General features: G+C 72.6%; 9 protein-coding genes and 1 pseudogene. 4 read left to right on the top strand and 6 right to left on the bottom strand.

The genetic code is table 11. The features are described 5' to 3' along the window. From AB0M26_RS28755 to AB0M26_RS28740, 4 genes and pseudogenes are all read left to right on the top strand, one after another. Positions 1-2,993, top strand: a 2,993-nt coding sequence (locus AB0M26_RS28755) for a lysylphosphatidylglycerol synthase domain-containing protein (RefSeq protein WP_365265470.1), incomplete at its 5' end; no start/stop codon positions are given. Positions 2,994-3,256: 263 nt separating this feature from the next. Continuing rightward, the gene (locus tag AB0M26_RS28750; protein ID WP_365265468.1) at positions 3,257-3,679 is read left to right on the top strand and encodes a RidA family protein; all 423 of its coding nucleotides are present in this window, start codon (positions 3,257-3,259) and stop codon (positions 3,677-3,679) included. 59 nt (positions 3,680-3,738) lie between these two features. Further along, positions 3,739-5,304, top strand: coding sequence for an alpha/beta hydrolase (locus AB0M26_RS28745; protein WP_365265467.1), 1,566 nt, complete (start codon positions 3,739-3,741; stop codon positions 5,302-5,304). A 52-nt stretch (positions 5,305-5,356) separates the two neighbouring features. Further along, positions 5,357-5,533: pseudogene (locus AB0M26_RS28740) on the top strand (methyltransferase domain-containing protein); the annotation flags it as partial. Between the two features lie 155 nt (positions 5,534-5,688). Here AB0M26_RS28740 and moeZ read toward each other — a convergent pair. The 6 genes from moeZ to AB0M26_RS28710 all read right to left on the bottom strand — a co-directional run bounded on the left by moeZ (position 5,689) and on the right by AB0M26_RS28710 (position 13,230). Then, positions 5,689-6,867 (bottom strand): adenylyltransferase/sulfurtransferase MoeZ, encoded by a 1,179-nt coding sequence (gene moeZ, locus AB0M26_RS28735; RefSeq protein WP_365265465.1) that lies wholly within the window; start codon positions 6,865-6,867, stop codon positions 5,689-5,691. A gap of 62 nt (positions 6,868-6,929) precedes the next feature. Further along, entirely contained in the window at positions 6,930-7,685 is a 756-nt protein-coding gene (locus AB0M26_RS28730; protein ID WP_365265463.1) for a spherulation-specific family 4 protein, read from the bottom strand. Then, positions 7,673-8,620 carry an NAD-dependent epimerase/dehydratase family protein gene (locus AB0M26_RS28725; RefSeq protein WP_365265461.1) on the bottom strand — a complete coding sequence of 316 codons (948 nt, stop codon included), beginning with the start codon at positions 8,618-8,620 and terminating at the stop codon, positions 7,673-7,675. Before AB0M26_RS28725 ends, AB0M26_RS28730 begins: the two co-directional genes overlap by 13 nt. After that, on the bottom strand, positions 8,617-8,763 hold the full coding sequence (locus AB0M26_RS28720) for a hypothetical protein (protein ID WP_365265459.1): 147 nt from the start codon (positions 8,761-8,763) through the stop codon (positions 8,617-8,619). Before AB0M26_RS28720 ends, AB0M26_RS28725 begins: the two co-directional genes overlap by 4 nt. A gap of 94 nt (positions 8,764-8,857) precedes the next feature. Then, entirely contained in the window at positions 8,858-11,131 is a 2,274-nt protein-coding gene (locus tag AB0M26_RS28715; protein WP_365265457.1) for a hypothetical protein, read from the bottom strand. Beyond that, complete coding sequence (locus AB0M26_RS28710) at positions 11,128-13,230, bottom strand: DUF3492 domain-containing protein (protein ID WP_365265455.1); 2,103 nt, start codon at positions 13,228-13,230, stop codon at positions 11,128-11,130. The genes AB0M26_RS28715 and AB0M26_RS28710 overlap by 4 nt, the downstream gene beginning before the upstream one ends. Between the last annotated feature and the right edge of the window lie 447 nt (positions 13,231-13,677).

Here is a 13,677-nt window from a genome sequence, read left to right as displayed (position 1 = left end):
GACGCCCCACCGACAACCCCAGTGACGCCCGAACCGGCAACCACGCTGACGCCCCCACCGACAACCCCAGTGACGCCCGAACCGGCAACCACGCTGACGCCCCCACCGACAACCACGGTGGCGGCGACCGCAGTGACGGCAAGACCGGAGGCCCGGCCGAAGGCCGCACCGACGACGGCGACGGCGACGGCGACGGCGACAGAACCCCGCCCGAAGGCCGTACCGTTGACCGGCCCGGCGAGCGCACCGCCGGACAGTCCGGGGACGAGCCGGGCGGTCGGCGCCGCGCCAAGTCCGTCACCGGCAGGTCCGGGGGCAGGACGCCCTCCGTCAAAGCGGCCTGGCGCTCCGCCGCCGCGGACTGGCGCTCCGCGGACGCGGACGACGAGGGCGAAGTCCACGTCGACCAGGTCTCCGGCGACGAGCCGCTGCTCCCGGCCCGCGTACATCGGCCCGCCGACCTCGTACGGGTGCTGCTCGGCATCCTCGGGATCGTCGTCGTCCTCGCCATCGCGGCCTTCGCGCACGGCACGACCGAAGGCCTCAAGCAGGACATCGGCAAGGGCACTGGCCAGGCCCCGGACCTGCTGACGAGCTTCGCCGGGTTCGCCTCCAGCGTGGCCGTCCTCATCGTCCCGGTCGCCTTCGCCATCGAGCGGCTGATCAAGCGCGACGGCCTGCGCATCGCGGACGGCGTCCTGGCCGCGGTCCTTGCCCACGGCGTCTCGCTCGCCACCGACCTGTGGGTGGCCCGGTCGGCTCCGGAATCGATCCAGGACGCGCTCACCAAACAGGCCCCGAGCGGCGACATCACCGACCCCGTGCACGGCTATCTGGCGCCCGTCATCGCCTATATGACCGCGGTCGGGATGGCTAGACGCCCACGCTGGCGCGTGGTGCTGTGGGTCGTGCTGGCACTCCAGGTGTTCGCCGTCCTGGTCGGCGGGTTCGCGACGCCGTTCTCGATCCTCGTCACCATCCTGATCGGCTGGACCGTCGCCTACGGCACCCTCTACACGGTCGGCTCCCCCAACGTCCGCCCGACAGGCCAGAACCTCCTCGCCGGGCTGCGCCGTGTCGGCTTCCGCCCCGTCAGCGCCCTGCGCGCCGAGGAGGCACCGGACGCCGACAACCAGGAGCGCGGCCGCCGCTACCTCGTCACTCTGGAGGACGGCGCCCCGCTCGACGTCACCGTCGTCGACCGCGAGCAGCAGGCGCACGGCTTCTTCTACCGCGTTTGGCGCCGCTTCGCGATCCGCGGCATCACCCAGCGCCGCAGCCTCCAGTCGCTGCGCCAGGCACTGGAGCAGGAGGCCCTGCTCGCCTACGCCGCCATCGCCGCCGGGGCGAACGCCCCGAAGCTGATCGCCACCTCCGAACTCGGCCCCGACGCGGTGATGCTCGTCTACGAGCACACGGGGGGCCGCAGCCTGGACTCGCTGCCCGACGAGGAGATCACCGACGCACTTCTGCGCAACACCTGGCTGCAGGTCCAGGCCCTGCAGTCGCGCCGTATCGCGCACCGCAGGCTCGTCGGGGACGCGATCCTCGTCGACCCCTCCGGCTCGGTCGCCCTGACCGATCTGCGCGGCGGCGAGATCGCGGCCGGCGACCTGGTGCTGCGGATGGACATCGCCCAGCTGCTGACCACCCTCGGCCTGCGGGTCGGCGCCGAGCGTTCGGTGGCCGCGGCCGTCGGGGTCCTCGGCCCCGACGCGATCGCCGACAGCCTGCCGCTGCTGCAGCCCATCGCGCTGAGCCGGTCGACGCGCGCCACGCTGCGGCAGCTCGCCAAGGAACGGGCGCAGCGCGAACGCGAGGCGGTCCTGGAGGCGTCCCGTGCCTCGCGCGAGGCACGCGGCGAGAGCGCGCCGGAGGAGACAAGCGGCGGCAGGGCGGGGCGCAAGGCCACGCGGGCGGAACGGAAGTCCGTACGAGCCGAGCGGCTGGCCGAGAAGCGAGCCATCGACGAAGCGCTGGAAGAGGCCCGCGAAGAGGACCTGCTGGCCCAGATCCGGCGCCAGGTCCTGCTGATCCGGCCGCAAGCGCCGGTCGAGCCGGCCCGCCTGGAGCGGATCCGGCCGCGCACGCTCGTCAGCTTCATCGCCGGGGCCTTCGCCGCGTACTTCCTGCTCTCGACGCTCACGCACGTCAGCTTCAAGGACGTGATCGCCGAGGCGAACTGGTACTGGGTCGCGGCCGCGCTCGCCTTCGCCGCCCTCACCTACGTCGCCGCGGCCCTCAACCTCCTCGGCTTCGTACCCGAGAAGGTGTCCTTCGTCCGTACGGTCCTGGCCCAGGTCGCCGGGTCGTTCGTGAAGCTCGTCGCCCCGGCGGCGGTCGGCGGCGTGGCGCTCAACACCCGCTTCCTGCAGCGCGCGGGCGTACGCCCGGGGCTCGCGGTCGCGAGTGTGGGCGCGTCCCAGCTCGTGGGCCTCGGTATCCATGTGGTCCTGCTTCTGACCTTCGGCTACATCACCGGGACGGAGCGCACGCCGTCGCTGACCCCGTCCCGTACGGTCATCGCCGGACTGCTCACGGCCGCGGTGGCGGCGCTGATCGTGACGGCGGTACCGGCGCTGCGGAAGTTCCTGGCGACGCGGGTGCGGTCGCTGTTCGCGGGCGTGGTGCCGCGGATGCTGGACATCACGCAGCGGCCGCAGAAGCTGCTCACGGGCATCGGCGGGACCCTGCTGCTGACAGGCGCGTTCGTGATGTGCCTGGACGCCTCGATCCGGGCGTTCGGCGGCGAGCTGAGCTACGCGAGCATCGCGGTCGTCTTCCTCGCGGGCAACGCGCTCGGCTCCGCCGCCCCGACGCCGGGCGGTGTGGGCGCGGTCGAGGCGACGCTGACCTTCGGTCTCATCGCGGCGGGCCTGCCCAAGGAGATCGCGACGCCTGCGGTGCTGCTGTTCCGGCTGATGACGTTCTGGCTGCCCGTCCTGCCGGGCTGGCTGTCGTTCACGCACTTGACGCGCAAGGAAGCCATCTAGCTAGGCCCCGGGGCGGCACCGGTCCGCGCCTGGTGCGGAGAGGGAGGCGCCGTTGCCCTTTGGGACGGAACGGCTCAGGCGGCTCGCGTGAGCGGTTACGGGTCACCGTCCACGACGGCGCGGCGGGTGCCGGTCCATGCCGCGGACACGCCCGTTGCGGTTCGGCGAAAATCGCTACCGCCGCGGTCCGGCGAAAACCGCTACCGCCCCGTCTTCACCTGCGTGAGGATCTGCGGGGTACCCACGACGCGAGGAGACCCGGTATGTCCCGTCCCGATCACTTGGAGCATCTCGGCGCGCCCACCGATGTGGCGCCCGGCAACGGATACAGCCACGTCGTCCAGGGCACGGGACGCCTCGTCGCCGTATCCGGGCAAGTGGCCCTCGACGAGCACGGCGAGCTGGTCGGGCCCGGCGATCCTGCCACGCAGGCGCGGCAGGTCTTCGAGAACCTCCGCCGGTGTCTGGCCGCTGTCGGTGGCGACTTCACCGACGTGATCAAGCTCACTTTTTTCGTGACGGATGTCGCCTTCCTCCCTGCCGTCCGTACCGCCCGTGACGAGGTGATCGACACCACACGGCCGCCCGCAAGCTCGGCCGTTCAGGTGGCAGCCCTGATCAGGCCGGAGTTTCTCTTGGAGATCGAAGCGCTCGCCGTGCTGCGCGAGGGGCCGCGGCCGAGCTGAGGAAAGGACTGACTGTTCTACTGTTCCTGAAGGAGTCATCCATTGGGACGGGGAGCAGGGTGCGAAGACGCGACCGATCCATACGGCGGGCCGGGGCCGCGACCGCCACGGCCCTGCTCGTCGCCACGGTCGCCACCGCGTGCGGCGGCGACGGGGACGACGAGTCCGGCCGCCCGCTGACCGAACAGAAGCTGAGCTGGAAGAGCTGCCCCGCCCCCTCCACCCTCCAGGGCGCGGGTACTGGCAAGCCCGCTCCCATGCCCGACGGCACCGGGTGGGAGTGCAGCACGATGCAGGTGCCGCTCGACTGGAGCAAGCCGGAAGGCGAGCGTATGGACCTCGCCCTCATCCGTGCCAAGGCCAAGGACCAGGACAAGCGCCTCGGCTCCCTCGTCTTCAACTTCGGGGGTCCTGGCGGCTCCGGCGTCTCCACTCTGCCCCTCGCCGCGCAGGAGGACTACGAGAAGCTGCACAGCCGTTACGACCTGGTCAGCTTCGACCCCCGCGGTGTCGGCGAGAGCGAAGGCGTGCGCTGCCTCGACGACAAGGCGATGGACGCCGCGTACGCCGTCGACGGCACCCCGGACGACCCGGCGGAGGAGAAGGAGTCCCTGGAGTTCACCCGCAGGTCCGCGGAAGGCTGCGAGACGAACGCCGGCAAGGTGATCCCGCACGTCGCCACCGAGAACGCCGCCCGCGACATGGACCTGATGCGCCAGGTCCTCGGCGACCGCAAGCTCAACTACTTCGGCATCTCGTACGGCACCGAGCTCGGCGCCGTCTATGCCCACCTCTTCCCGCGGAACGTGGGCCGGGCCGTCTTCGACGCCGTCGTCGACCCGACCCACGACCCCGAGCAGAGCTCTCTCGGCCAGGCCAAGGGCTTCCAGCTCGCCCTGGACAATTTCCTCAGGAACTGCGCCGCGGACGGCGCCACTTGTCCGACAGGCACCGACCCGAAGCAGGGCAGCCGGAAGATCGCTGCACTGCTGAAGCAGCTCGACGCCGAGCCGCTGCCCACGAAGGACGGTCGGCGGCTCACCCAGACCCACGCCCTCAACGGCATCGCGCAGGCGCTCTACTCGCAGGACTTCTGGGGCTATCTGAAGCAGGGGCTGGCCGAGGCGCAGCAGCTCGGCACCGGGAATCTGCTGATGGCCCTCTCCGATTCGATGACGGGCCGGGACCAGCAGGGCCACTACAGCAACATCCAGTCCGCCAACACCGCGATCGCCTGTGCCGATGCCGAGCAGCGCTACACGACGGCCGACATCAAGGCGAAGCTGCCCGAGTTCCGCAAGGCCTCGCCCGTCTTCGGCGACTTCCTGGCATGGGGCCTGCAGCAGTGCACCGACTGGCCGGTGGGCGGCGGCACGGAGAGCCTGGACGTCTCCGCGAAGGGGTCGGCCCCGATCGTGGTGGTCGGCAACACGGGCGACCCGGCCACACCGTACGAAGGGGCGCGGCGGATGGCCCAGGGGCTCGGCGACGGCGTCGGCATCGAGGTCACCAACAAGGGCGAGGGCCACGGCGCGTACGGCAACGGCACCTGCGTGACGTCCGCCGTCGACGCGTATCTGCTCGACGGCAAGGTGCCGAAGTCCGGCACGGTCTGCACGCGATAGCGCCCGGGCGCCGCCGGGACACCGGCCCTTCGAGGGCCAACGGGGGCTCGTCGGCCCGCTGCCCGCGCGCCCGCGCGCTCTGGACGCGGGCTGCGGCCCCGACCGGGCCGCCCTGATCCTTGCCGCCGATGCAGGCGCCCGGGTCACCGCGGTCGACCTGCATCAGCCCTTCCTCGACACTCTGGACGCGGCGGCCACCCGCAGAGGGCTGTCCGCGCGGGTCACCACCCCTCAACCGTTCCATGGACCCGTTATGGCGGTTCAACCGCTCACGAAGGTTCAGCCGTTCACGAGGGTTCAGGTTCACGAAGGTGAACGGCCGAGGGGCCTGCCCGCGGGCAGGCCCCTCGCACGTCCTGTCGCCGGGGCGACGGAACGCGGTTGTCAGTACACCGGCTTCGACGGCTCGATCTGGTTCACCCAGCCGATCACGCCACCGCCCACATGGACGGCGTCCGCGAAGCCCGCGTTCTTCAGCACCGCCAGGACTTCCGCGGAGCGGACACCCGTCTTGCAATGCAAGACGATCTTCCGGTCCTGAGGCAGGTCCTGGAGGGCGTTGCCCATGAGGAACTCGTTCTTCGGGACCAGCCGGGCGCCCGGGATGGAGACGATCTCGTACTCGTTGGGCTCGCGCACGTCGATGATGTCGATGTTCTCGCCGGCGTCGATCCACTCCTTGAGCTGCGTCGGCGTGATGGTCGAGCCGGCGGCCGCCTCCTGCGCCTCGTCCGACACGACGCCGCAGAAGGCCTCGTAGTCGATCAGCTCGGTGACGGTCGGGTTCTTGCCGCAGACCGCGCACTCGGGGTCCTTGCGGACCTTGACCTGCCGGTACGTCATCTCCAGGGCGTCGTAGATCATCAGCCGGCCGACCAGCGGGTCACCGATGCCAGCGAGCAGCTTGATCGCCTCGTTGACCTGGATCGAACCGATCGACGCGCACAGCACACCCAGTACCCCGCCCTCGGCGCAGGACGGGACCATGCCGGGCGGCGGGGGCTCGGGGTAGAGGCAGCGGTAGCAGGGGCCGTGCTCGGACCAGAAGACGGAGGCCTGCCCGTCGAAGCGGTAGATGGAACCCCACACGTACGGCTTTTTCAGCAGCACGCACGCGTCGTTGACCAGGTAGCGGGTGGCGAAGTTGTCGGTGCCGTCGACGATCAGGTCGTACTGGGCGAAGATCTCCATCACATTGGAGGAGTCCAGCCGCTCCTTGTGCAGGACCACGTCGACGTACGGGTTGATGCCCTTGACCGTGTCGCGGGCGGACTCGGCCTTGGACCGGCCGATGTCCGACTGGCTGTGAATGATCTGGCGCTGCAGATTCGACTCGTCGACCTCGTCGAACTCCACGACACCCAGCGTGCCGACGCCGGCCGCGGCGAGGTACATCAGGGCGGGCGAGCCGAGGCCGCCGGCGCCGACGCACAGTACCCTGGCGTTCTTGAGCCGCTTCTGCCCCTCCATCCCGACATCGGGGATGATCAGGTGGCGTGAGTACCTGCGGACCTCGTCGACGGTGAGCTCGGCAGCCGGCTCGACCAGGGGTGGCAGCGACACGGGGACTCCGTTGGTCGGTTATGAGGACGGTTCGTCTTCTCGTAACAGTGCCATGGGCCTTCTCATTCCGAGACACCCGGTCCGATCTGCGAGACGATCTCATCCCAGTACCCGGGAAGCGCCTCCCAGGGATCCGCGCCGCCGCCCCGGTCCGTACGGTCCGTGAAGTAGATCGTCCCCGCGCCCTGCCAGCGGGCGATGCGCATGGCCTCCTCCAGATGCGTGCGCGGGACGCCGTGGACCAGGTGGCAGAAGCGCTGCGGCGCATAGTCGGCCGTCCACTGCGCCACCTGTGACCAGCGATAGTCCGTCCACGGCCCGGAGAAGGTCACGAGCTGGTCGCCCCACTCCGCATAGCCGGGGTACGGGTGCGTGCCGTGCCCGTAGACCACGAACGCCTCCTCGAGAAGTGCACGGAGCGTTGTCGTCGTGCGCCGGACGTCCGGGAGTTCGGAGCGCTCGGAGGGGCAGCGGCCGAGGAAGAAGCCGTCGACCTTGTACCAGTCGAGGAAGCGGTGTGCGTCGGAGACCAGTTCGCCGAAGGGCCGGGTGCCCAGCCGCATGTCGAGGTGGCCGAGCACCCGCACGCCCGCATTGGTCAGCCGCCCCGCGGCCTCCAGGCAGTGCGGATCCGGGCGGACACCGGGCCCGCGCGCCACATTCAGCACGGCCCAGTGCAGCGGCGTTTCGGGACGGGTCAGCTCGGCCCACTCGGCGGGGGCGATCAATGGGTGGGCGTAGCCGGGCACCCCGAAGCCGAGACGGTTCACGCCGGCGGTCGTGGACCGGCGGGGCCCGGCGGAGATCAGATGCGACATGCCGCCTCCATCCAGATGTCGGCGAGGGACTCCTCGAGTTGAATGCGGGGGCGCCAGCCGAGCCGGTCGCGCGCGGTGCGCACGTCCGCCTGCTGCCAGGCGCCGCACCCGTCCGGGTAGGGGTACGCGGGCGGGACGCCCAAGTGCTCGGCCGCCCCGCCGAGGCCGCCCCGCGCGGCGCTCGCGTCCAGCTCATGGATGGTGCCGCCGTAGCCGGCGGCCTTCGCCAGGACCACCGCGGCGTCGCGCAGCCGTACGGCCCGGCCGGTGCCGATGTTGACCACGCCCTGCGCGGCGGACAGAGAGGCCGCGTGCACCGCGCGCGCCACGTCCCGTACGTCCACGAAGTCCCGGTGCACTCCGAGCCCGCTCAGCTTCAGCTCACTGTCCCCTGACTGCATCGCCCGCCGCAGCGCCTCGGCAAGCCGGCCCAGCGGAGAACCGGCCGGGGTGCCGGGGCCGGCCGGGGAGAAGACGCGCAGCACGACGGCGTCGAGGTCGGAGCCGAGGACCAGCTCGGTGGCGGCGAGCTTGCTCACCCCGTACGGGCCGCCGGGGCGCGGTACCGCGTCCTCCGACGTCGAGGAACCGGGCTGGGAAGGCCCGTACTCGGAGGCGCAGCCGAGCTGGACCAGGCGCGCGCCGCAGCTGCTGCGCCGCAGCGACTCGCAGACCGTCGCCATGGCCACGGTGTTGTGCCGGGTGAGGTCGCGGGCGCCACCGCGGGTCGCGCCCGCGCAGTTGATGACGACACCGGGATGCACCGCGTCGAGGAAGCGGGTCAGCGCGCCGGGGCTTCCGGCGGCGAGATCGAACCGTACGTCGGCGTCGTCACCGCGTCCGAGTGCGGTGAGCTGGACCGCGGGGTCGGCGAGGAGCCGCTCGGCCACGTGCCGCCCGAGGAACCCGTTTGCCCCCAGGAGCAGGACCCTCATCGCCCGTCCTCCCGGCTCTCGGACGCGCCCTGGGCCGCGTCGTTTTCGTACGGTTCGTGGGTGGCGCCGTGGACCTGGAGGGGGCCGGCGGTGCGGCGGCGGACGGGGGGCCGGGCCGGCGAGGCCGGAAGCAGTGATGTCATCTGGGGTTCTCCTAGAAGGACGTGCCGGAGCTGCGGCGGGACCGGAGTGAGGGGTCCATCGAGGGCGGGCGGGATTCGTGCGGGCGTCAGGAGGTCATCGCGGGCCCGCGGTGGGCCGGGCATGGGCCTCGGCACGGGAGAGGACGACGGTGGCGTGCACCAGAAGGGCGATCGCTGCGGTGGCGCAGGCCGCGAGCGGTACGGCCCCGGGGCCGTACGCGGTGACGAGAGCCCCGAGCGGGCGGCCGATCGGGCCGCACCCGGGCAGCCGCGCGGCCACGGCCGTGCCGAGCGCCAGAGCCTCGACCGAGCAGGCCGCGGCGAGTCCCCGGGCCGCGGCCTTCGGCCTGCCGTGGACGGCGAGCAGACGGGCCACGAAGACCAGGGCGCCGAGGGCCGCGGGCGCGGCGGCCGCGAGCAGGGCGTCCCGCGTCGACTCGGCGTACGAGGCGTCGTGGGGCATGGCGCCGTACCAGCCGCCTGCGATCAGGGTCGCCGCACGTGCGGCCAACAGCAGGGTCATGAGGGCGGACAGAAAGAGGACGGCCACCGCGGGAAGCGAGGGGCGGATCCCCGCCGAGAAGTCCTCCAGGCCGCGGCTGGCCGCGAGCCTCCGGCGGGCGCGTACGGCGAACCAGCGGGCGCACCAAGCGGCGGGAACCACGGCGAACGCGAGGGCGACCACGGCCGGAGCCGCCGAGGCCGCGGCCTCCGGCGCGGCGGACGGCGGCCACAACGGACCGTGCGCACCGGCCCATTGGGCGAGCAGCGCATCGCCGACGAGCAGGTAGCCGAGCAGCCAGCACGTCCACAGCGGAGCGGTACCGGCCGCCGCCCCGCGCAGGCTCAGCGGCCCGCGCCGTACGCACAGCCGCAGCGCCACCGCCACCGCGGCGGCACTCGCGGCGGCGATCCCCAGCCGAACCGGCTGACCGGCCGTCACAAACGGCTCGGCGCCGAGCGTGGCGGCGGCGCAGGCCGCTCCCGCCCCCGGCAGCAGATACAGCAGGCGTCGGGAACGGGGCGCGGGCGAGGCGTCGGGGGCGGCCGCCCGGGGCCGGCCCGCGTGAGTCTCTGCCCGGGGAACGCGCGCGTAGAGCTCCTCCGCGAGGGAGAACACATCTCGGTGCCGGAAGCGGGCGGCAGTCCGGTCCGTGACGCCGTGCGCCTCCAGACCCGCGGCGATCTCGAGCGGGTCGATGGCTCGCTCGCAGAGGGCACGATGCCGGTGCATCAGCGCCTTCACCGGGTCGGCCGGGCCGCGCCGCGCGCTCAGCCGCGCAGGCCTGCGCGCCTGTGTGCGGGGCGACTTCCCCGGGCCGGGCTCGACGGGGCCACCGGGTGCTATGGCGGGGTCGGTCCCGGGCTCAACTCGGGGCGGAGGTACGACGGTGGGGACACTCGCAGCGGACACCGTGGGGACCGGAGCCTGGCCCGGACGCGACGAGGCGGGTGACGCCGCGCTCCCGGTCGTACGATCCGCGTCGCCGTCGGCGCCGGTTCCTGACCCCTGCGCCGGAACGGCACCCATGAGGCGTTGGGTGGCCAGCGGGTCGAACGCTGCGCCGTCCGTGGCGGAGGACGGCCCGGAGGCGGCGCCCTCGGAGCGCCGGTCGGCGATCCGCTGCCGCGCGGCGGCGAGGGAGCCGCGGCCCGCTACCGCGGCGTCGTCGTACGCAACGCCGGCTTGTACGGCGCTGTCGTATGCGGTGCCGTCCTGCGTGGCGTCTTCGTCTGCGGCGCTGTCGTACGCGGCGCTGTCATCAGCGGTGCCGGGGGCTGTCGTGCCGGGGGCTGTGGACCGGCTGCCGTCCGAGGAACCCGCGCCCAGTGAACCGCCGTACGCGAAGCAGTCCTGCGCGGCACTGTCATACGCGGCGCTGTCATCAGCGGTGCCGGGGGCTGTCATGCCGGGGGCTGTGGACCGGCTGCCGTCCAAGGAACCCGCGCCCAGTGAACCGCCGTACGCGAGGCAGTCCTGCGCGGCGCTGTCATCAGCGGTGCTGGGGGCGGCGGTGCCGGGGGCTGTGGACCGGCTACCGTCCGAGGAACCCGCGCCCAGTGAACCGCCGTACGCGAGGCGGTCGTCGAGCCGTCTTTCGCTGCCGTACACACCACCATCCCTCTGCGCGTCGCCGTCGCCATAGGTGGCACGGGCTCCGTCCGCGGTGCCGGCTCCGTACTCGTCACGGTCTCCGCGGCCGCGCCCGTACACGGATGCGTCCCCGTCCGCGCCAGCTTCTCCGTATGCGGACGCGTCGGTGTCCGCCTCGGCCTCCGTGGGCACCGGGGGCTCCCGCCTCGCGGAGGGTAGGGCACCGCCGCGCTCCGGCCACCACGAGCCGTCCGTCATATGGGGTCTGGTCATGCCCGGGCCTCCCTCAGTGAGGCGTGACGGGCGAACGAGGCGCCGATACCGACCGGTTCGGGCCCGGCTCCGACCGGCTCGGTCGCAGGCTCCACCGGCCCGGGCCCCGCGCCCACGGCTGCGGCCCCGTCACCTGCCGCCCCGGCACCGACAGCGGCGCCCGCCACGCCCGCACCGGCACCCGCACCCGCACCCGCACCCGCACCCGCACCCGCACCGGCACCGGCACCGGCACCGGCACCGGCACCCACAACTTCTGCATCCGCTTCCGTCGGTACGGCAACGTGCCGGGCCGCCGTCGTGTCATCCTCGCGCCACGGGCCTTCCGTCGCCCACGCCGGGATGCGGGACAGCAGCGCTCCGCCCTGACCGGCGTCCCGCCCCGCGGCCGACCGGGCCCCGCCGGAACGCGCCCAGCGGCCGGGAACATGGGCTTCGGCGGGGCGGGCGAAGGGCTGCGGCTCCCCGTCCGCGTCCGCCGGCTCGCGCTGGACCGGGCAGCGCGACATCAACTCCAGGTAGATGCCACGAAATGCCGCGATGTTCTGCTCCACGGTGAAGAGTTCGAGCGCCCGCGCCCGTGCGGCGGCGCCCAGCCGGGACCTGCGGCCCGGGTCGCGGAGCAGGGCCACGCACGCGCCCGCCAGCGCCCGGGGATTGCGCGGCGGCACCACCAGGCCAGTACCGCCGATGACCTCGCAGACCGCGCCGGCATCGGTCGAGACGGTTGCTCGGCCGCAGAGCATGGCCTCGACCAGACCGACCGGGAACCCCTCCACAACGCTGGACTGCACGACCACCGTGGCCGACGCGTACGCGTCGGCCAGTTCGGGGACTTCGGGGTCGCCGATTCCCTCGAAGGAGACCGGGTTGTCGCCGACGCTGACCGCGCTCTCGGCCTCGTCGGGGAACAACTGCGCGGCCAGGACACGGCAGTGGGCGTCGTACGCGGCGGCCTCCGGCGCCCGCCCCGGCGCCCCGACGATCCGCAGCCGGGCGGCCGGCTCCGTCTCGCGGACGAGCCGGAAGGCGTGGAGCAGGGCGACCAGGTCCTTCGCAGGTTCGATCCGGCCGACCCAGACCAGCGTGGGGTCGTCCGCCGGATGGTTCTGCACGGCGCCGGGGCCGTCGGCACGGTCCGCCTCGCCCACGGCGGCGAACGGGCGCGCGTCCATGCCGGGATAGACGGTCCGCAGCTTGGCGCGGTCGGCGCCGCAGCGCTCCTGCCAGCGGTGCGCATGGGTGTTGCCGGGGGTGATGAGCGACGCCTGGGCGTACACCTCGGTCGCCAACTGCCGCTGGAAGGAGGCGAGAAGGGCCCGCACGGGAGCGGCCAGGGGCGCGGCGGCGGAGGCGAGGTAGTGCTCACGGAGCCGTACGCCGTACTCGGTCACGAGCAGTGGAATGCCGTGGAAGCGCTTGGCGATCAGTCCGGGCAGGGCCGCGATGCCGCCCGACGTCGCGTGGCACAGGTCGACGCCACCGAGGCCCGCGTCCCCCTCGCCGTACCAGTCGAGGGACAACGGCCGCAGGGCGCGCTCGAGCCCTTCGAGCACGGCGAGTACGTCGGAGAGCTGTGCGCCGTGGGCGCCGCGGAGGGCGCCGGGGGCGCGGCAGGCCGTTTCGAGGGTGCGCACGGCCGCCTCGGAGCGGAGGGCCACGGGCAACCCGCCTTTCTCGTAGGCGAGTTCGGCGAGTCCGTAGAGGCCGCTGGCGAAACGGTCCGCCTGGGCTTCCGCGTCCCCCGAGGCCTCCGTGGCACTCTCCGGGACGCCGCCGCAGATCGCCTCGGCGAGATCGGCGAAGTGCGCGGCGAACCGGCGCCGTTCGCGCCGGCCGTACCCACGCGCCCGCGTGCGCCCCTTGGGGCCGTCCTGCTGTTGCCAGTCCTCGGCCGCCCCCCACAGCGGGGCGGTGCGCACCTGGGTCACGTGCGGGGGCAGTTCGAGCAGGCCGTGGGCTTCCTGACGCTCGCTGCGGCTCAGCGCATGGACATCGAACTCGTGCTGCGCGAGACCGCGCACGAGTCGGTCGCACCACACCCTTGCCTCACCGGTCGCATACGGATACCCACCCTCCGTAAGCAGTCCTACGCGCACGTGTGCACCCCCGAACTCGATCGCTTGGCCGCCGAATGGCAGCGAAGAGACCGTATGCGGGCCCAGGGGCAGTGCGATGGACGGTTGTCCATCACGCCACCGGAAGGGGTGAACGGTCGTGACTTTCCCTGTAGATCGACGTTGCGACGCGCTAATGGCAGCCGATCCGGACCGCGCATCCGCACTCAACCGGCAGGTCGGACCCCGGTTCGCCGGGGCCGGGTGGTGGAGCGGTCAACCGCGAGCCCCGGCGTGCGGGCCGGTACGACGGCGATCCCGCAGCGTCCCCCTATACGGCCGAAGGCGCGTACGGCATCTGCGCCATGTCGCGATCTACGCATTGGCCCATGGCGCCTAGCCTCGCCGTTTCGGTTGGGGTGATGAGGCGTCGTTGAGGGGGGAACTGTCGGGTGGCCGACAGGATTTCGGTGTTCGGACATGGTGGAG

Source organism: Streptomyces sp. NPDC051776 (assembly GCF_040681345.1).
GTDB lineage: Bacteria > Actinomycetota > Actinomycetes > Streptomycetales > Streptomycetaceae > Streptomyces.
The sequence above is the reverse complement of the archived record's forward strand: the minus strand, read 5'-3'. Positions and strand labels throughout refer to the sequence as shown.

Coding starts and splice junctions, on each gene's coding strand:
- AB0M26_RS28750 (WP_365265468.1), top strand. CDS start 3,257: ATGTCCCGTCCCGATCACTTGGAGCATCTCGGCGCGCCCACCGATGTG.
- AB0M26_RS28730 (WP_365265463.1), bottom strand. CDS start 7,685: ATGTCGCATCTGATCTCCGCCGGGCCCCGCCGGTCCACGACCGCCGGC.
- AB0M26_RS28725 (WP_365265461.1), bottom strand. CDS start 8,620: ATGAGGGTCCTGCTCCTGGGGGCAAACGGGTTCCTCGGGCGGCACGTG.
- AB0M26_RS28720 (WP_365265459.1), bottom strand. CDS start 8,763: ATGACATCACTGCTTCCGGCCTCGCCGGCCCGGCCCCCCGTCCGCCGC.
- AB0M26_RS28715 (WP_365265457.1), bottom strand. CDS start 11,131: ATGACCAGACCCCATATGACGGACGGCTCGTGGTGGCCGGAGCGCGGC.